General features: G+C 44.9%; 13 protein-coding genes. 2 read left to right on the top strand and 11 right to left on the bottom strand.

What is annotated here, in order from left to right; translation table 11 throughout:
• Positions 1-2: 2 nt before the first annotated feature.
• The 3 genes from QWZ17_RS07705 to QWZ17_RS07695 form a co-directional block, all read right to left on the bottom strand.
• Positions 3-2,144 (bottom strand): DUF5703 domain-containing protein, encoded by a 2,142-nt coding sequence (locus QWZ17_RS07705; protein ID WP_290304523.1) that lies wholly within the window; start codon positions 2,142-2,144, stop codon positions 3-5.
• A gap of 192 nt (positions 2,145-2,336) precedes the next feature.
• Positions 2,337-4,676, bottom strand: coding sequence for a GH92 family glycosyl hydrolase (locus tag QWZ17_RS07700; protein ID WP_290304522.1), 2,340 nt, complete (start codon positions 4,674-4,676; stop codon positions 2,337-2,339).
• A 106-nt stretch (positions 4,677-4,782) separates the two neighbouring features.
• Complete coding sequence (locus tag QWZ17_RS07695; RefSeq protein ID WP_290304521.1) at positions 4,783-6,723, bottom strand: sialate O-acetylesterase; 1,941 nt, start codon at positions 6,721-6,723, stop codon at positions 4,783-4,785.
• Positions 6,724-6,876: 153 nt separating this feature from the next.
• On the opposite strand from QWZ17_RS07695, the gene QWZ17_RS07690 reads away from it, so the two are divergent.
• Positions 6,877-7,914 (top strand): LacI family DNA-binding transcriptional regulator, encoded by a 1,038-nt coding sequence (locus QWZ17_RS07690; RefSeq protein WP_290304520.1) that lies wholly within the window; start codon positions 6,877-6,879, stop codon positions 7,912-7,914.
• An 11-nt stretch (positions 7,915-7,925) separates the two neighbouring features.
• Positions 7,926-8,672 (top strand): SDR family NAD(P)-dependent oxidoreductase, encoded by a 747-nt coding sequence (locus tag QWZ17_RS07685; RefSeq protein WP_290304519.1) that lies wholly within the window; start codon positions 7,926-7,928, stop codon positions 8,670-8,672.
• Between the two features lie 150 nt (positions 8,673-8,822).
• Here QWZ17_RS07685 and QWZ17_RS07680 read toward each other — a convergent pair whose 3' ends face one another.
• The 8 genes from QWZ17_RS07680 to QWZ17_RS07645 all read right to left on the bottom strand — a co-directional run bounded on the left by QWZ17_RS07680 (position 8,823) and on the right by QWZ17_RS07645 (position 20,213).
• Entirely contained in the window at positions 8,823-11,678 is a 2,856-nt protein-coding gene (locus QWZ17_RS07680) for a glycosyl hydrolase 115 family protein (protein ID WP_290304518.1), read from the bottom strand.
• A gap of 17 nt (positions 11,679-11,695) precedes the next feature.
• The gene (locus tag QWZ17_RS07675; RefSeq protein WP_290304517.1) at positions 11,696-12,793 is read right to left on the bottom strand and encodes an endo-1,4-beta-xylanase; all 1,098 of its coding nucleotides are present in this window, start codon (positions 12,791-12,793) and stop codon (positions 11,696-11,698) included.
• 28 nt (positions 12,794-12,821) lie between these two features.
• Complete coding sequence (locus tag QWZ17_RS07670; protein WP_290304516.1) at positions 12,822-13,931, bottom strand: glycoside hydrolase family 43 protein; 1,110 nt, start codon at positions 13,929-13,931, stop codon at positions 12,822-12,824.
• A 344-nt stretch (positions 13,932-14,275) separates the two neighbouring features.
• Positions 14,276-15,079 carry a polysaccharide deacetylase family protein gene (locus QWZ17_RS07665; protein ID WP_290304515.1) on the bottom strand — a complete coding sequence of 268 codons (804 nt, stop codon included), beginning with the start codon at positions 15,077-15,079 and terminating at the stop codon, positions 14,276-14,278.
• A 17-nt stretch (positions 15,080-15,096) separates the two neighbouring features.
• Positions 15,097-16,611: a glucuronyl esterase domain-containing protein gene (locus tag QWZ17_RS07660; RefSeq protein WP_290304514.1), complete on the bottom strand. Its 1,515-nt coding sequence runs from the start codon at positions 16,609-16,611 to the stop codon at positions 15,097-15,099.
• Positions 16,612-16,623: 12 nt separating this feature from the next.
• Complete coding sequence (locus QWZ17_RS07655; RefSeq protein ID WP_290304512.1) at positions 16,624-17,229, bottom strand: GNAT family N-acetyltransferase; 606 nt, start codon at positions 17,227-17,229, stop codon at positions 16,624-16,626.
• Between the two features lie 31 nt (positions 17,230-17,260).
• Positions 17,261-18,934 carry an endo-1,4-beta-xylanase gene (locus QWZ17_RS07650; RefSeq protein ID WP_290304511.1) on the bottom strand — a complete coding sequence of 558 codons (1,674 nt, stop codon included), beginning with the start codon at positions 18,932-18,934 and terminating at the stop codon, positions 17,261-17,263.
• 121 nt (positions 18,935-19,055) lie between these two features.
• Positions 19,056-20,213 (bottom strand): IPT/TIG domain-containing protein, encoded by a 1,158-nt coding sequence (locus QWZ17_RS07645; protein ID WP_290304510.1) that lies wholly within the window; start codon positions 20,211-20,213, stop codon positions 19,056-19,058.
• Positions 20,214-20,216 lie beyond the last annotated feature (3 nt).

Raw genomic sequence — 20,216 nt, 5'->3', positions numbered from 1 at the left:
GGTTATTTACTCAATACAACTACATCGGCCATGCGGGTTGCAGGTGTAACTTTTATATCAGTAAGTTTTCCATTTACCACCTTGCCTTGCACGGTGGTGTTAAAAGGCGAGTTGAGTTTAAAATCGGCATTCCACCCGGTTGGCCAGGCGGGTAGCAGCATAATTTTTTTACCGTCAACCTGTATCAGCATTTGCTGCAGACCGTTTTCACCATTGCCGCCGTTATCTTCATCGGGCATATAGTCATTGCCCTTATCCCAAAAAGCAGGGAATTTAAGAGTGGGGTCTTTACGGGTAAACGCAAAACTTACGTATTCTTTTGCTACATCAGCATCCCCTATCATAGCTGCCTGTATAGGATCTTGCACCCAACAGCCTTTTGCGCGTTGCTTGCGGCTATTGAAGGTATTAACAGCTACATCCAAATCAGGTTTACCCAAACCATAAAGCCTGAACGGATATATGGAATACAATTCGGGGTTTTCGCTATTGTTTGATTGGATGGTTTGCGGACCGGTATAGGGCAGTAATATGGTTTTGTTTTTATCCGTTACCGTGGGCAACGGAGGTAATTCATTGTAAAAACGTTGCCATTGAGAGCGGGATTTTTCATCAACAAGGTTTACCGGCAAATTAATCATCCGGCTAAGTATAGCATGCAGCCCGGCAATATCTGGCGCGGGGTTATGTACCTTCCAAAACATTTCAATGGCATTATCCGGATCGAGCAGGAGCTTGCCGGTGCTATCGCGTTTAAAATGCTCGTCGAAAAACTGCAAGCCGGCTGAGGCTATGGGAAGCAAGGTTTTTTTAGCGAAGTTAGCGTCGCCGGTATACTCGTAATAATCAAGCATCATCATGCTTAACTCCAGTATAGGGGTAAAATAGTGGGCTGTGTAGTTAGCCTTGGCATCCGGACCAACGTAATTTACCCCACCCCAAAAAGGCGATGTTTCGGCAAAGTAGGCCCCTCCATGATGATAATATTCCTGTACCTGGGCAGTGTTTGCCGGCAAAATTTTGGCATACATATTAAATAGCGGCAGCATCATATCAAAATCGCCGGCCATCAACCTTGGCCAATACATGGCCCTGGTATTTTGAAACCAATACTGGCCGCCCCAAGCCCTGAAATCAGCATTAACGTTACGTGCCGGGTTATCCACCACAAAAATAGACCCGTTGAATTTTACAGGGTACGCCCCCCTGCCAGCACAGGCAGTAACAAAACGCTGTAACAGATAACCTTGGGTAGTTTTATAAGCTAAACTATCGCCGGTAACAAATACATGGCTACGGTCCCAGAATTGCCGCCACCATTCATTATGAGCAATACGGCTATCATCCAGCTTTATTTTTTGAATTTGGTTGATTTGCGCTTCCAGTTTATTTAACCATTGACTGCCATTGGCGGCAATGCCCGTTAATGGGTATATAGAAATCAATTGCGCGTTTGTTGCCTTTGCAGATTGCAATGTATTATCATCCTTGTTAATAAATCCATCACCCTTAATAACAGCGCCGAAGGTTAGGTTAGCCAAATGCGCGTCGGCATTGGCCGCGTTGTGATGATACCAGGCTATACGATTTTTTTGTGCACCTAAAACAGTATCTGTGATACCCGCACGCCAGTTTTCGAGCCTAACATTAACTGTGGATGGCGAGGCGCTTTTAGTTTCTACCCTGACTACCGGGTGATTGGCATCAACCCATACCCGCATATCAACACGGTTATTCCCCATTCCTTCCCGGATGGAAATTTCGCCGGTACCGAGCCTGAGTATTTGTCTGAAAACGGCATCTTTGGCCAGCGGGTTGGGGTTTACTGATATCCTTACTTCACCAAGTTTCGAAAGTACCCCGCCTTGATTCATCCATTCGTCGGCCTGCGGATCACTGCTCCAGGCATCAGTTTTACTGATGTAGAAAACCAGGTCGCCATTTTTTTCAACCCATACATTAAGTCCGATGTCGCCATTACCCAAGGGCATAGATTGAGCCGAGCCGGGACCGGGCGTACTCCAGCTTACATTGTATTTATTAAGAGCAGTGTCTGTAAAGAATGTTTTTTGTTTTGTAGACGCGTGTAAGGCTGTCACGCAAAAAAATAGCAACAGGCCGGATAAGAAGGTTCTTTTGTTCATTTTGGTTTAAATAGGTAGGGCCAGGCAAGATACAACATCACCCCCCGGTTTATCAATACTGCAAATAAATTGTTACAGGCTTAATAAACCATTAAAAAAGGATTAATCTTTACATGCCTGCCATACATGATCACCGTTTTTTTGGCACCAATAACATAATTAATCGCCATTTTTTGTAATTCCCTTTGCCTGCTACATGCCTTTAGGCTGATAAATTGGCTTATTTGCCCATAGGTGATCGGGCTTATCCTGCAAATAAATTTCGAGCTTGCCGCCCGCCATAATGTGGTTATAGCGAATAAAATTATTGGGCATTGTTTTGCCATTCAATTTTACCTGGTGGATATACATCGACTTTGGACCGGATTTATGACAGGTGATTTCAAATTTGCTGTTGTTTTGCAGATTGATGACAGCCTTATCAAACAATGGCGAACAAAGCAGGTACTCGCCGGATACGGGATTTACCGGGTAAAAACCCAACGAGGCAAATACATACCAAGCCGACATTTGACCGGCATCATCGTTACCGCCTAAGCCGCCCGGGCCATCACTATATTCGGCAGCCAATATATTACGCACATCAGCCTGGGTTTTCCATGGCGATGGCGAATAATTGTACATAAACGGAATCTGATGCCCCGGTTCGTTACCATGCCAATACTCCCCTTTTATAAAAAGACTATCTAAAGCATGCTCCAGCTTGTCCGCACCTCCCATTAATTTAACCAGGCCGGTTACATCATGCGGAACATAAAATGTGTATTGGCGGGGAGTACCCTCGGTAATATAAGTGGCCTTTTTATCCGGATCAAAGTTTGATATCCAACTGCCATCTGCATGTTTTCCCCTCATGAAACCTGCGGACGCGTCGAAAACATTGGCATAGTATTTTGCTCTTTTGGTAAGTGTGGTATAATCGGAGTACTTTTTCAGACTTTTTGCAAATTGCGCAAGGGCGTAGTCGTCATAAGCATACTCTATGGTACGGCTTACCTGCTCCATTTTATGAAAAGCATCTGATACGCTATCCTCCAACGGGATGTATTTGTACTTGAGGTAACTATCCAACGCGCGCCGTCCTTTGCCTTCTACATAATCGGCCCTGTTGACCGGTAACTCAAAGGCGTTATGCCTTAGGAGTTGGTAGGCTTCGTTAGCATCAAAGTTGGTAATACCTTTCAAATAGGCCGAACTGATAACCGATGTGGTATGATCGCCAATCATTTCAGATGTGTAGCTATTCCAACAAGGGAAAATTGGCATCCAGCCGCCTTGCTTGCCCTTTAAGATAAGTGATTTTGCCAGGTTGTTAACCAACGGTGGATTTAAAATTTCAAATAGCGGTATCTCGGCCCGGTAAATATCCCACATCGAGAAATCATCATAATAATTACCCTTATCCAATATTTCGGTTTGATAGTTACCGGCAAACCGGGGATACCTGCCATCAACATCATTAAACAAGCGAGGCTGCTGCATGGTATGATATAACGCTGTATAAAAAACACGCTTATCCTGTTCGCTACCTGTTGTTACCCTAACTTGGCCCAAGGCCTTTTCCCACACTGCTTTATTAATTGCTACCGTTTGCTCAAAGTTAAACCCCGGCATTTCGGCATCCAGGTTTTTACGGGCACCTTCCAAACTGGTAAAAGAAGTACCTATACGGATGGTTAGCTTCTCGCCTTTATCCATTTTAAAACCAACATAAGCACCTATCAGGCTTCCGTTTTTAATACTGTCTGCATTAAAAATCTTATCGCCGGCAAATGTGCCCCTGTTATCTAAACTTCTTTCAAACCTGATGACAAAAAACCCGCTGAAACCGGCACTTTTACCCCAGCCCTGGTAAATGCGATGGGCGGGATTATAACCGTAAACCTCGCCGGTTTTGTTATCCACTTTAACAAATCCTTCGTGATAATCGCTGTTGGGCGTTATTAACAGGTAAAGGCTATCGGCCTTATCCACGGTAAATTGCATCATGGCGCAACGCGCGGTGGAGGTTACCGCCGCGTTAACCTGATATTTTTGCATTTTAAGCTGATATAGATAGGGAGACGAAAACTCTTCATTATGATTAAATTGTGCGCCATAATTACTGGTTTTTAACCGGCCGGTAATTGGCATAATTGTAAAACTGCCGTAATCCTGCGTACATGAGCCGCTTAGCCAATGAGAACCGCGCAGGCCTGTAAACATATTATCTTTGTAATAATATGGTGGTACACATTTGGTTTCGTCGCTTTCTGTTTGCGGCGTCCATTGTGTCATGGCAAATGGAGCGGTAACGGCCGGTATTGTATTGGCAAAACGGGTATCGGCAACCAGGCCATGCTTTAACGCCGATGACGTAGTTGCAGCAGCGGTGCCGGCCATAGGTTGCACATACTTTACCAAATTCTGCGCAAGCGCTGGCTGCAGGCTCAACATCGTCATAATGCCGGCTATATAATTTCGTATTTTTAGTACCACTATCATTTTAGGCTGTTTAAGCCCCAAAACTACACCCTCCTTGGTTTTTTGCAAATAGTAAGGAGGTAAATCGTCTCGAAATTTCAAATAAAATTGGAGTACTTACACAGCCGGGGTGAAAATGTTTTGGCAATATCTTATCCTGATTTTCCAGAAAGTATTACGGCTTATCTGTTCTGAAAGGTGATGCGGGTAAACCTTCCTTGTTATACAAATTTGCGCCTTCGGGGTTATCGGCCCAGGCGTACCTTACATAAAGCGGCGCGGTTATTTTATCGGCCCAAACCCAAACCTTATCGCCAGTGATGATCGCATGCGCCCATACAAATTTTTTATCGGCCCCTGCAATAGCAAATTGGGCAAGTTCGTCGCCATCGTTAGTTGTAAGCCCTGTGCCAACATTATTAAAAGTAAGTTCAATCTTATTACCATTAATACTTGCCGATTTATAGATTGGCCCGGTTGGTACTACACCCTGCTCGCCATAAGCCACGTGTTCCGCGGCTAAAGCAAGCCTGCCGCCCACTGTTTTTTTATCAAGCGGATGGATATCATTCCATTCGCCTGCATCAATGGTTACTGCCATGCCCGTTGCAGGTACCGCGAGGGCTTGAAGCTGCCCTTCGCGCAAGGTTGCCCATTCGCTTTCTGCCGGCAGGTATCGCACCTCGTTAAAATTGGGCAACTGGGCAAAAATGAAAGGGATATTGCCGGCATTCCAGTGTTTACGCCAATCGGCAATAAGCGCCGTCAGCAATTTTCCGTATACAGATGCTTTACCGGTATTACTTTCGCCCTGGTACCAAACTATACCTTTAATAGTATAGGGAGTTGCCGGGGCCACCATGGTGTTAAAAAGTCCCGTAGGTTCATTTTGTGCCGAAAAAGTATTAACTGTTTCAACAGGTTCAAACGCCTGCCCTACTTTATACTGCCAATCGCCACGAAGATCAATAGCATCATCCCCTATTTGTAAACGATAACTTTTATCAGGAACAAAGCCGCCTTTACCGGCAAAATTAATTACCCGTACCATAATTATATTTTTACCCGGTTTTAATATTCCGGCCTGCACGGTATACCTACGTGGCGGATATTGATAGCTGATACCCCCCACAAGCCGGCCATTTACGTAGGTTTGATCGGCATCTACAATACGGCCGACAAAAAGTTTAGCCACTTTCCCGCTTACAGACTCGGGAAGGTTAATTTCTTTTCTAAACCACACTACGCCATGCAGGTCTTTAATTCCCTGATCTTCCCAATAGCCGGGGAGCCAGAAATGATGCCAATGACGGGGCGCATAAGTGGTATCAAACCAGGGTTGGGTTTCACTTAAGCCTTTGTCTGTACCATAAGCGGCAGTGTTAAACGGATCAGCGGCCGGGGCGTGTTTCCTGGTAACGCTATCTATGAAAGCTGCGTTGCCAAATTGCGCCATGCGTTTATCAAATGGCGCGATGCCTTTAAGGCCTTCCCTGCTAATCCAGGCTTCAATGGGCGTGCCACCTACGCTTGAGTTGATGATACCAATAGGAACACGATACTTTTGATACAGCCTCTTTGCAAAAAACCACGATGTAGCACCAAAGCTTAAAATGTTTTTGGTATCTGTTTTTAGCCACTTACCTGCGGGTAAATCCTGGTGCAGCCCGCTAACATCGGCAACTGTTGGCACAAAAAAGTTTCTTATTTCGGGGTAGTTGGCTACGGCTATTTCATCGGGGTATTTCTCTTTTACCCTTTCCATAGGTAAAACCATATTGGATTGCCCGGCGCAAAACCAAACATCACCTACTAAAACATCGTGAAGCACGATGTGGTTATCGGCGGTGAGGTCCATAACATAAGGACCGCCAGCCTTAAGCGGTGGTAAAATTACCTTCCACACACTATCTTTACCGGTAACGGTATGGTATACCCGGTTTTGAAACCTGATGGCTATTTTTTCGCCCACGTTTGCCCATCCCCAGATATTTACGCTGGTATTTCGCTGTAACACCATACCATCGGCAACCAGCTGCGGAAGCCGCATTTTTGCACAGGCGGGTACCACCACAAATACACCGCAAATGAATAACAATATTTTCACCAACTTCATACCTATAATACAGGCGATTACACAGCTAAAATTCAAAATGTAATCGATTGCCTAAAAGTAGTTTTTTTCGGCAAATAAGTTTTATATTTATCGATTGATTCGCGTTAATTTTTAAAGCGGTTAAAAGTGGCGATCATTACCGCAGTTTAGCTAATGGACAAAGGGCAAAAAGAAGTAACCATATATGATATTGCAGAAAAACTCAACATTTCTGCGGCAACGGTAAGCCGTGGACTTACCAACCATCCCCGCGTTAGTAAAAGCACCCGCAAATCGATATTGAAAGCGGCCGACGAAATGGGCTACAGATCTAACTCAATAGCCAGCAATCTGCGTAGTAAAAAAAGCAATGTGATAGGCGTTATTGTGCCCAGGCTTAACAGTAGTTTTATGTCGGACCTGATTGCCGGTGTAGAAAAAGCGGTTAACAATAATAACTACAGCCTTTTCATCAGTCAATCCTTAGAAACCATGCAGAAAGAGGTTACCAACGCCAGGGCAATGTTGAATAACCGGGTGGATGGTTTACTGGTTTCGCTGGCTTATGATACTACTGATATTGAGCACTTTGAACCTTTTTTAAAAAGAAATATACCCGTAATATTTGTTGACAGGGTATTTGAACATGCATCGTGCCCGCAAATTTTTATCGATAATACCAAAGCCGCATATGAAATAACCAGTCATTTGATTGCCGAAGGCTGCAAAAACATTGTTCATCTTACCGCCAGCTTACTAAGAAACGTATACACTGATAGGCTTAGCGGCTACAAAAAAGCATTAGCAGAAAACGGGCTACAGTTTAATGAAAGTTCGGTAATTATTGGCGACCTGAGCAGCCAGGCAGGTATTGACGCGGCTACACAGATACTAAAAATGGAAAAATTGCCCGATGCTGTATTTGCGGCAAATGATATCTGCGCGGTTAGCTGTATGATAGAATTACAAAAACATGGCATCCGGATTCCGGAAGATATTGCTTTTGCCGGGTTTAATAATGATCCGACTGCCTGCGTGGTGCAGCCCAACCTTACCACGGTAAATTATAAAGGTTACGAAATGGGCGAAGTAGCCGCAAAATTGCTCATCAACCACCTGGTTGATAAAAGCGACCTGCAACAAACCCATAGTTTGATCCTGAGGTCGGAATTGATTATCAGGGAATCATCTTTACGAAGTAAAAAATCTTAGTGGCATATTAAATGAAACCAGGAAGCAAACTTGCCATTATCACCGGCGGAGGTTCGGGATTGGGCCTGGCCACAGCCAAAAAATTCACCGAAAATGGTATCCGTACTATTATTATAGGGCGCGATCAGCATAAATTACACACCGCCGCCGAATCGCTTGGCGCACTTTGCAGTTATAAAGTTTATGATTTGGGTAAACTTGAAGGTATACCTGCATTAATAGATGAAATAGTTACGGAATACGGCACACCGGATATTTTGGTGAATAACGCCGGCATTAACCAGAAGAAAGCTTTTACCGAGGTTACCGATGCCGACTTTCAGCAAATTATACAAACCAATCTTTCGGCGGTGTTTGCGATTAGCAGGCAGACGGTGAAATATATGCAGGAAGCGGGAAACGGCAGCATTGTAAACATCAGCTCAATGGCTTCACAATATGGTATCCCGTTTGTGATTGCCTATACGGCTACAAAATCGGCCATTGAAGGGATGACCAGGGCCATGGCTACAGAACTTTCTCCCCTCGGTATCAGGGTAAATTGCGTTGCGCCGGGTTTTATTGCAACGGATATGTCGGCAAAAGCGCTTGATAATGATCCCAACCGCAAAAACAAAGTACTATCAAGAACGCCCATGGGGAAACTTGGCGAACCATTGGATGTAGCCGAAGCTATTTTTTACCTTGCATCCGATGCTTCAAAATACACCACCGGGGTGATTCTGCCAGTTGACGGGGGGAACTCTATTGGTTTTTAGGCGCTTAAAGGATAACGTTTGACACTATTTGTTAAATGTAGAGACGCAATATTTTGCGTCTCCAGCTATAAAGAGCGGTTTTACAAGAGGAAATGCAAATTGGATTTGCACGCGGGAGACACAAAATATTGCGTCTCCTACAAAAACGCCTCAATGCTCCTCCGGCCCCAAATAACTATCCTTTAGCCCGCCGCTATCAATCACCACTTTTTGTAATACCACGCCGGCATCAACCATCCAATATTTTAAAACATGGGTACCGGGCTTGTTGATCACATGCGTGGTTTGCAGCTTTTTAATATTGTTGGCTACACTGTTCCCCCACTCGCCACTGCCAGGTGTTTCGTTTTTGTTGATGTTGACCAATTGTGGCGCATCATCATCTATTGATACGGCGTAATACAAACCTTTTTTCGCTTTAAAATCGAGCGTTGGCGAAATATACATGATCACGTTTATGCGGCCGGTATCTTTTAAACTGATCTGATATTCGAGGTGTGGGCTATTATTACCAGGCTGATATGCAGCGGCGGTAACCGGGATAGGGCAAACGCCCGATAAAGTGCGTCCATAATCGGGAATTTCCTGCCAGTTTACCTGCTTATCGGCTACGGCACGGGTATAATGTGCCGCTTCAATAGCAATATACCCGCCGATATCACGGAACTTATGATCTTTTAAATGCTCATTATCAATATTAACATCCACAACCAATTTACCGGCATCAGTACTAACCGTAACAGGTATTTGTGAAATGTCGGCTGGCGCTTTAGCCCAATCTATATTGATCATAACCCGTTCCTGTTCTGTAACCATGCCTGCCGCCGAACTGAATTGAACATAAGCAACGGGCGATTGAAGCTGATATTTAAATGCCGTTTTACCACGGTTAAATATTTCTATATAATGCCCTTTACTATTCCATGGATAAAACCGGGGCAAAGATGTTAAGTGCTGTCCGGGCAGATAAACTTCCGGCGAACCTTCCACAGTAACACCAACGTTGGCACTTTCGGCCAGTGAGATCGTTTTAGCAGGCGGCATTTTATCAACTTCCGGCTGTTGCCAATAGGTATAGCCAATATGGGTTTGATCCATCATGTGGTGCCATTTACTATTAGATAAGGTATCATTATAATAGCGCGAGATTTGTTTATCCCTTTCAAAAAGCTGCTGAATCCGTTTAGCAGTTGAATTGCTTGCCGCTCTGCCCTGCTCCGCATATAATTTATTTCGGGCGGCTGCAAAATACAGTTCATACAAATTGGCGCAAGCCGTTACCGGGTGCAAAACCAGCTGGTAATAAGCATCTTTATAGCTTGCAGGTATTTTTGTATACAAATCTTTAGCATCATTTTTTAGCCCAACATAATCGGTAGTTACCCGCTCAAATTCGTTGTAGTTAACCAGGCTATAGGTATTTTGATCCAACAACTCCGGTTTACGGCGACTGTTAAAACGGGTGTATTGCGTGAGTATCTTTGCTATTTTACCCGCGTTTTCCGATCCAAATTGTTGCGCTGCCCAGGCTTTGGCATAATCCGGCAATCGTGTGGCCGGCCATTTATCGGGAGCCCAGGCATAATCCATAAAAAAACTGATGGGGTATTCCATTGGTTTTATATCGCCAACATTTACTACCCATACCTGCCGGGCGTTATATTCATAGGCCAGGTGCATTTGTTCCCAGGTCGCGGCAATTTCATTGGTGTTAAGCCATTTGTAATTTCGGGGATCACCTACATAATCAAAATGAAAATAAATACCGTAGCCGCCTTTTCTGGGTTTGGCCCCTAAAGCAGGTAATTTGCGGATGTTGCCCCAGTTATCATCGCATAACAGCAGGGTAACATCATCGGGTACCCGCATACCCTTATCGTAATAATCCTGAACCTCTTTATATAGCGCCCACATTTGCGGCGTTTGTGAAGCAGCTTTCCCGGTAACCTGGCTGATGATCTCCCGCTGATCGTGCACTATGTTTTCCAACAGGGCTATGTTACTTTCTTCGGCCATGGGCATATCGCCATCGCCCCGCATGCCAACGGTTACAATGGTTTCTTTGTTACCCATGTTAATGATGCCTTGTTTCCAAAACTCCTGCAACACTGTTTTATTGGTTTGGTAATTCCATGCGCCGGTGCCATAACGTTTCCACTCTTGCTGCGCCCTATCCATAGGTTCGTGGTGCGATGTGCCCATCACTATGCCATACTCATCGGCCAAAACCGGATTGAGTTTATCATCATCATTAAACGCATTACCCCACATGGCCGGCCATAAATAATTCCCTTTTAGGCGAAGAATAAGTTCAAATACTTTTTCATAAACCTGATGATTTACGCCTCCAAACTTTTCCTTAGCCCAGCCCTGAAACGCGGGCGCTTCATCATTAATAAAAATGCCCCGGTATCTTACGGCCGGTTCTCCATCTGTAAAGTTGCCGGGAATTACATAAATGTTTTTTTGATGTTTTACCGGCACATCTGCCCACCAATACCAGGGTGAAACGCCTATTTGTGCCGATAGATCATAAATGCCATAAATAGTTCCCCGCTTATCGCTGCCTGCAATAACCAATGCCTGTGCCACTCCGGGGAAGGGATTTTTAATAACCAGGGTTAAGTGCGCTTCCCATTTACCTTTTATCGCAGTGGCGTCCAGCTTTCCTTCGGCAATCAGCCGGTCTATTTTTGAGTTTTTGCCGATAGTGCCTATCAATACCATTTGCTTATCGCCCTTAAAATTGGTGCTGATTTTGCCCGGTGCCGATTGGGTCACAGCAGCAATGTCGGTTATTAAGTTTGCCGCCGCCCTTTTCACACCAGCATATTCATCTGTATCCAGATATAATATCACTTGTTTCCCTGGCACAGCAAGCGGAAAAAAGCCCGACCCCGCTACTGCCGAGACATATCTTCTCTGTCCCGGTGACTGGCCATAAGTACTGTAGTTTAGCAGTATTAAGGAAACCAGAAATATTAAAAGGGCTCTATATAGCTTCATGTTAATCAGCAATTGCATTAAAAACGGGTAACTTCCCAATAGGCTTTTTTAGGGTGATTTTGCTGGTCAAATAACAGCGGGTAGTTTTTTCGCCCTCTTACCGGGTACTCGTCAAGCCAGGTATGTTTATCAGAGATATTCCAGAAAGTAACGCCGGTAATTACATCCTTATATTTCCTGAATACTTCAAAAACCATGCGATATTGATCTGCCTGTTTCTGATCGAGCAACGGCGTAAACTCAGCAGATTCGCCGGCATGCAACGCGCGCGATTGTTTTTCCCAGGGATATACAGACATATCCAACTCGGTGATCTGCACTTTAAGTCCAAGCGATGCGAATTTTTCAATCGTAGCGATAAGTTCCTTTTGCGATGGCTCATATAACGACCAATGTGCCTGTAATCCTACCCCTCCGATAGGTATTTTTGCATCCACCAGTTTTTTTAACAGCCGGTATATCCTTTCCCTTTTTTCGGGCCGTTCGGTATTGTAATCGTTATAAAAAAGTACGGCGTTTGGGTCGGCCTCATGCGCGTATTTAAAGGCCTCGTAAATATAGTCTTCGCCGCATATTTTATACCAGGTGGAGTTTCGGAGAAACTTGGTGCTGTCGTCGTCCACCGCTTCGTTCACCACATCCCAGGCATATATTTTGCCTTTGTACCGGCCCACTACTGTCTGTATATGATCTTTCAGCCTTTTTAGCAAAATTTCCTTGCTTACCCGTTTACCGTCTTCACCGATAAACATCCACGCTGGGGTTTGTTCATGCCAGCAAAGGTTATGCCCACGAACTTTTAAGCCATTCGCCCCGGCAAAAGCTACTATCGCGTCGGCGTTATCCCAGTAATACCTGTTTTCCTGCGGATGGATGGGTCCCATCTTCATCGCGTTTTCGGGCGTGAGGCTATTGAACTGTTGCAGAATGAGCGCCCTCAAAGCCGTATCTTTTAACGATGCCGGCGATACGGCCACGCCGATAGGAAAATAAGACTGGTAATAATCTTTCAACCCTTTTCCCTGTGACGAGCTTTGCGCATCTGCTTGTAACGACGTCAACAAACCGGAAACTGTTGCAACAATCAACGCCTGCTTCTTTATCTTTTTAAACATTAATTTAGTTTTTTATTAAAAAATCCCCCTACAAAAAAGGGTCAATTTCTACAATTGAGCCATCGATGTTGTGCTGCAATGGCACTACTTTAACGTTACGGAGATAGGTTTTGCCCGATAGTTCGGTATCGTGGTAAAATATGTACCACTTGCCTTTAATTTCTACTATAGAGTGATGTGTAGTCCAGCCTTGTACGGGTTTCATGATCACACCCTTGTAAGTGAACGGACCAAGCGGATTATCGCCAATGGCATAGCAAAGCAAATGCGTATCGCCTGTTGAATATGTAAAATAGTATTTACCGTTGTACTTGTGCATCCATGAACCTTCAAAAAAACGACGGTTCTTATCGCCGGTTAACAGAGGTTTGCCCACGCTATCAACAATAACCACATCTTTTACTTTACCGTCAAAATGTTTCATATCGGCTGTCAGTAAAGCAACCTTGCAGGAAATTGCCGGGGCATTATCCTGTTTCAAATCAGTTTTTGATCCGTTGGCATCGTAATGACCGCTTACCCAACGCTGTAACTGACCGCCCCAGATGCCGCCAAAATACATATAAGTTTTTCCGTCAGTATCGGTAAACACAGCAGGATCGATACTGAAACTACCCTCAATTGGTGCAGGTTCTGCCTTGAAAGGTCCGGCTGGATTTGCTGACGTAGCCACCCCAATTCTGAACACGTCCTTTTTATCCTTTACCGGGAAATACAGGTAATACGTGCCATTTTTAAAAGCCGCGTCGGGCGCCCAAAGCTGCCGGCCAGCCCAGGGAATATCTTTGATATCAAAATCAACACCATGATCGGTAACCTTACCGCCAATACTATCCATTGAAAGGATATGATAATCCCGCATGGCAAAATGATCGCCGTTATCGTTTTCAGGGATGCCGGTATTGATATCATGAGAAGGATAGATATAAATTTTCCCGTTAAAAACGTGCGCCGAAGGATCGGCGGTATAAATTGAACTGATCAGCGGTTTGCTTAAAAACTTTACTTGCTTTGTTTTACCGCTTTTAACAGTATCCGTATCTGCCTGCTTTACGTTTGCTTTACACCCGTTTAAAACGTATAAGGCCAGCATAATAAAGCAGCACGATTTTGAAAAATTCGTTTGAGTTTTCATCATTTTATGGTTGTTAAATAATTTTTTTCGATGAGGCGCGGCTTTGAGCAACTACACCTGCTTATAGTTTATTTGGTATTGAATACAATTACGCAATCGATTGCAATATAATAAAATTTGATTTAATTAACATCTTGTATCTTTTTTATACAGGGAAATCGCTTTTAAAAACTTATCACCTGATTTTGGCTAAAGCCACTATGTTATAATTCCATTTTCCGCCCCATAAATGGGACGGCAATGAATTGACGCCTCAATCAGAATTTGATTTCATTGCCGTTTGGCTTTAGCCAACGGTTTACATACAAATACCAGGTGGCTTTAGCCAAAACTTCAATCTTGCACTTTTAAAAGCGATTTTCCTGGTTTTTTATATAACGCGCCACATCAACCATTGGCGCAACCCAAATTGCTTTTTCATTGGCCTTTAAATAATGTAATAGTTTGCTGTGCGCATCAAGGCTTACATTGATATTATGCCCACCACCTACGCCATGAAACAAAAAAACAAGCAGGGTATGCGATTGCCTCGCCTTTTCAACCAAATCAATCATATAACCCACAGATTGCCCATTAATCATAAAGCAATCTACATTATCGGGGTTAACTTGTTTAGCTGTTTGCAATTCCGCATTTACGCCGCGGGCGGCTATAAAATCTTTCTTTAGCTCGTCATAAAAGCGTTGATTACCAATTTGCAGGTCGCCGCAAGGGTAAGCAAATGTCCTTTCGGTTTTGCCATCAATGGCGTTGAGCAGGGTATTGGTTGTCCTGATCTCTTTTACAGCCCGTTCAACGGTATACTTACTCAAATCTGTTTCGGCAGTAACAAAGCCTCTGCCGGGTAAACTGCCATCGCAAGGGTGATACAGGGAGTGGTTGCCCAATTCGTTACCGCGGGCGGCTAATTTTCGCCATTCATTCATCCGGTTAGCAACAACCGGCGATGAACCGATAATATAGAATGTAGCCTTCAGTTTCAGAGAATCCAACACCGGAGCCACATTATCCAGATCGACATCTATCGCATCATCATAAGTTAAAACCACCGCGCATTCTTTATTATTCCAGGGCCGCGCGGCAGTTTGCGCTTTTAGCGTAACCGTTCCTGTAAGCGCAAGTAATAACACCAGTAAATTCTTACACTTCATATGTTAATTGAGTTTGATTATGGTTTGGATTTATCATGGATGAATTTATTAGCCCAGGCGATAAAGTATTTTACGTTGGGCGCATCAGTATGGCCGCCATCATGCTGCCGCCATGCAAGCTCGCCATTGAGCAAACCGGTATTTACGGGTGGCATTTTTTCTGTTTTATAATCATTAGATACGCCAAGATCTTTTGCCCCGAGTAATTTAAAAACCGGGCCGGCAGCTACCGTGGCCATATAACTCCCCTGCTGATCCAGCCAACGGGCATCGCCTTGCTCGGGGATTCCATAACTGATAAAAGTTAGTCGCGGTGCACACAAAGCAATCAATTCGTGTGCATCAACGGGAATATCTTTCGCTGTTTTAGCGCCAAAGCTTGCTTCCGCAGCACCGTATTTCATAAAATTACCGGCCATCCAATAATATTCGCCGCCGGTAAGGCTTTCAACAGCTTCGCCAAAATTGCGGCGGTGCAGCTTGGCACCACCTTCGCCCGATGAGCCGATCAAGCCCATGGCAAAACGCTGCTCAAAAGCAAGGGTAACCAGGGCTGCCTTGCCATAACGGGATACGCCTTCAATCCCCACGTGCTTAGCATCAACAGCAGGTACGGTCTCCAGATAATCTAAAGCCCTTGCCGCGCCCCATGACCAGGCACGCAAAGCACCCCAATCATCCGGTTTGCGGGGCTGGCCTTTATTAACCAGGCCGATGATTCCCTTGGTTAATCCTTCGGCATTATCGGCCTGTATAGATGCCGGATCAATAAGCACGTACCCCCAACCGGCGGCAATGAGTTGCATGGCCGTAGGCGGATCGCCTTTGACAACCGGAAAACCAGCGGCGCCAAAAGGTGATTGCTCTGGCACGGGGTTATAAGCCGGGTATTGTTCAAAAATATTTTTCAGTTCGGGGTGATCTTTTACCAGCAAGTCTTTAATAGCGCTATTGATTTTTTCCAGGTCGGCAGCCGGTGGCTGGGCAGGTGCGGGCAATACGCTACGGGCAAACATCATCAACACCGGTACCGGCCCTTTAGCATTTGCAGGGAGCACCAGCGTCATTTCAATATTTACGTTGAGTAAAGGGAAGCCTGTGTTATCTACATGGCCAACCAGTTGCCTGGCAATCACCGGGTAAAAGCCAACGCGCTCTTTATCGGTAACTTTAGTAGTCCAGATTACCTTTGGCACTTTAGCCGGTATACGCCCGTAAACCTCGCGTTCCATATCCTCCGCAATCTCCGGCCGGCGTTGTCGCCACCATGCCTCGGGCGTGGTCACTTTTTTTCCATCCTTTAGGGTAAGCGCATCGGGAAGGTTGGTATAAGGGTTGGCCAGTGCCTCGTCGTAATTGGCGTGATTGGGCGCTGCTTCATCGCCACTGGGACCATTGCGCAGGGTTTTAATCCCCAACTGTTTCATCATATTTTGATGATCCTCATCCGCAGTAAAATTAACCGGCGCTGTGCTTTGAGCTCTTGCTGTTACTGCCGCAGCAATTAAAAGAACAAAAATTATAGGCTTCATTTCTTCTTTGATTTAAGGTTTTTTGTTGTGATTCAGATTGGTTAGCGCTTGCTGGCTAAAGCTTCGTTTGAGCAGGAAAGTTACGTTTTTTAAGCCTTGATCATCAAGCACATCGTAGCCTTCAAAGCCAAATTTTTCCAGCCAGTCTAAGTTTTTTAAAGTAGCGGTTTGGGCATAAACTATCCTGTTTTTTGCTGCCGCTTTTTCTAATATTCTCCCCAACAAACCGCTTCCTGTTCCCCTCCGTTGAAATAATGGATCAACACAAATCCAACGGATGTAGGTTATTTTGTAAATGGATTTCAACCGGCCTCCCCTGCTAACATGATGCCATGCTTCGCTAAGAACGGCCCTGCCGGTCTCAGAAAATATCAGCTTAAATAATATCGGTATTGCCTTCGCCCTCAATGCTGATATCCCGGGCTGCATAATAAGCGCGCAAGCACGGCGATTGCCAGATAGCCATATTTCGCCCATATTAAAATACAAGTCGAACAGCTGCGATAACAAAAGATCCCGTTGTTTTTTATTTTTAAACTGATAATCGCTCAGCCCATCGCCGGCCTGTTCAAGCAAGCTAACCACTAAATCCTTGTCCCCGGCCACGGCTTTAATCATTGTTTAATAGCTTAATATGTTCTCCATCAATTTAAATACCTTTTAAAGCTTCTAAAAAGCCATAATAAGCTGCCTTTTTTGATAAATTTTGATTGAACAAAAGCGGATAATCCGGCGCCGACGGGATATTGAGCCAGCTTTCATTATCGGTAAGTCCCCAAACCGTAATCCCAAAACGCTGTGCTTTAGGCACATTTTTCAGGTACGATTGTACAACGTATTTATACATGGCAGCCTGCGCCGCTAATTGAGCTGATGTGGGACTAAACGACGCGGTTTTGCTGCTATTCATCGTAACGTCTAATTCTGAAACCCGGACCATTAATCCGGTTGCGGCCAGCTTTACAAATTCATTATCAATGCTTGCCTGGGTAGTTTGCAGGTTGATGTGCATTTGTGTGCCAATGCCGTCAATTTGAGCGCCCTTCGCTTTTAGCTCCTTCACATAGCCTATCAAGGAATCGAGCTTAAAATTATACTCCAGGTTATATTCGTTGATGAACAGCAAGGCACTTGCATCGGTCGCTTTGGCATATTGGAAAGCCTTAAGGGCAAAAGCCCGGCCCAGGTAATGCGCCCACAGAAACTGATTACCAGTATTGGCGGCGGGTATAGTGTAATTGGCGCTATCCCGAAGCGCGCCGTTTCCGTCAGACATGGGCTCGTTTACTACGTCCCAGGCCTTAATCTTACCTTTGTAACGTTTAACAGTGGTAGTAATAAAAGTTTTAAGCGCGGTATCAATAACGGCCGCGGTTTGCGCCTTTGTTGGGGCCACGTAGGTGCCTGTCGCAGGATCAACTACGGTAACATTGTCAATAACATAAACGCCGGCATCGGGGAAATTGAAACGTAATATGGGCGAGGTTTCATTAATAGTCACATTCCAGGTATAAGTAGCCCAACCGGGGTTGGTTTTAAGATCTGTTTGCTGATAGCCCGTGTTCTGCATTACCATACGCACCGTGCCCGTTCCCGACGATTTGATAGATGCACTTACCTGGTAAGTTTTACCAGCTGTAACGCTAAATGCGGTACCGATTGACTGGATATCATAGGCGTTGGCTCCCGGTGTGTTAACGGTTACCTGCATGGCTCTTGAACCACCATCGTTATCATCGGCAACCGCGCTGAATGATCCGGTCGCTGTGCCGCCGGCAAGGTTAGTCCAACCCGTAAATGTAGATCCTGCCCCTGCTTCAAAATCGCCGTAACTGAGCAGGTTTGCCGGCTTTGGCGCACCGGTAACCGGTTTATTTAATGCTGATATTAGTCCGTTTAAATAAACGGCGTTTTGCTGCGAATACCAGCAAAGCGTATGGCCAAATACATTAAGGCCGTTATTGGTACAAATGGCCAATAATGCATCGGCGGTTGTATAATCGAAACTGCCGTCGTTTTTAACGATGGAAGCGTTTTTTAATTCATTACCAAAGGTTACGTAATTGGCCTCGCGCTTTACAGCGGCCAAATACGTGGGGTTGGATGACATGGTACCATAAAGCACGGCGAAACCCATGTTTGGAAAAGCCGCTCCGGCATTACCTATAAGGGTGCCGGTAGTATCGGGCTTAGTCGCGATATTTTTTACCGTATCCGTTGGGGTATTTGTGAGCGGTACGGCGTCTTTTTTACAGGAAGATACAGTTAAACCAAAAGCTGTAAAAATAGCTAATGCCACCTGCGCAAGTACTTTGTTATTCATTAAACGGTAGTATTAAAAGTACAATTGATTATTTAATCAGCATTTTAAATGGGCGAGTAAAAAACAAGCGCTGCCCTCGCGGCAACGCTTGTATCCAAAATCAACGGTATAAACCAGGTTACTAAATAAACCCGATATCATCCACATAAATGGTGTCTGTGCCACCATAGCTTTGAATCACTATTTCTGATATAGTGGCGGGATTTCCTAATGAGCTTAACGGAATAGTAAAGTCGCCATACGCGCCTGGCGTAATAGTTACCAGGCTGCCTGTACCGTATGATCCGTTTATAACCACTTGCAATCTCGCGCCGGCTGCAACACCCGCGCCGCCATATACCGAAAACTTAAGACTGGTAAAACCAAGTTTTTTAACATCCAACACCGTAGCACCACCATAGCCCAATTGTAAAGCGCCATAGGAATTGGTGTATTGCACAGAAATATCGGCAGTACCGCGTTTAGGATGTGTGGCATCTTTATAGTTACGGATACTGTTATAACCATCATAGCCGCCACTACCCTGGCCGCCCCAGCCTGTTGCCAGCACATCATCATAAACGGTATACTTAAAGCCGAATGATGCCGCGGATTTGGCCGTACCGCCCGGTGTAGTTACAAAAATATGTGCCGATGCAACGCCCGCAGGTACTTTCACCTGGATGGAAGTAGGCGTAGGCGTTCCTACAATCTGGGCAGGGATATCATCAAACTTAACGCCTGAAACAGAGTTGAAAATAGTTCCGGTAATGGTAACAATATCCCCCTCACCGCCGAACAATGGCGAAAAACTGCTTATAACCGCGGGCGGCTGCGCTATGCTGAAATTAAAATCGACTTTACCATATTTGGTTACAACCGTTAGTTTATTACTTGCCGTAGGGCCAAAAGGCACTTGTACTGTAGAGGTATTAGAAGGAATACTTACAATAATGCTGTTATCTGTAACCAGCGCCGGGTTAAAATACACCGCCACGCCATTAAACGATACCGAGGAAGCTGTAAGCAAGTTAGTTCCAAGGATTGCATACTGCGTGCCTAAGCGCCCTTCGGTAGCAGTAGAATCAAACGGAACAACCCTGTGATCGTCATAAGTCTGGCTCGAATCAAGATTAACACGGTGAACTACATCTTTGATGGTATCTGATTTGCTTAAATAGCGTACCCGGGTAACGGTAGGTAAACCTTTACCACCGGCTGCATCCTTTTTGCAGGATGCAGTACCTAACATTGCCAATACAGGCAGCAGCAGGTATAAAATTCTAAAATTTCTTTTCATCGT

This window comes from Mucilaginibacter flavus (assembly GCF_030409315.1).
In the GTDB taxonomy this organism is placed as follows: domain Bacteria; phylum Bacteroidota; class Bacteroidia; order Sphingobacteriales; family Sphingobacteriaceae; genus Mucilaginibacter; species Mucilaginibacter flavus.
The sequence above is the reverse complement of the archived record's forward strand: the minus strand, read 5'-3'. Positions and strand labels throughout refer to the sequence as shown.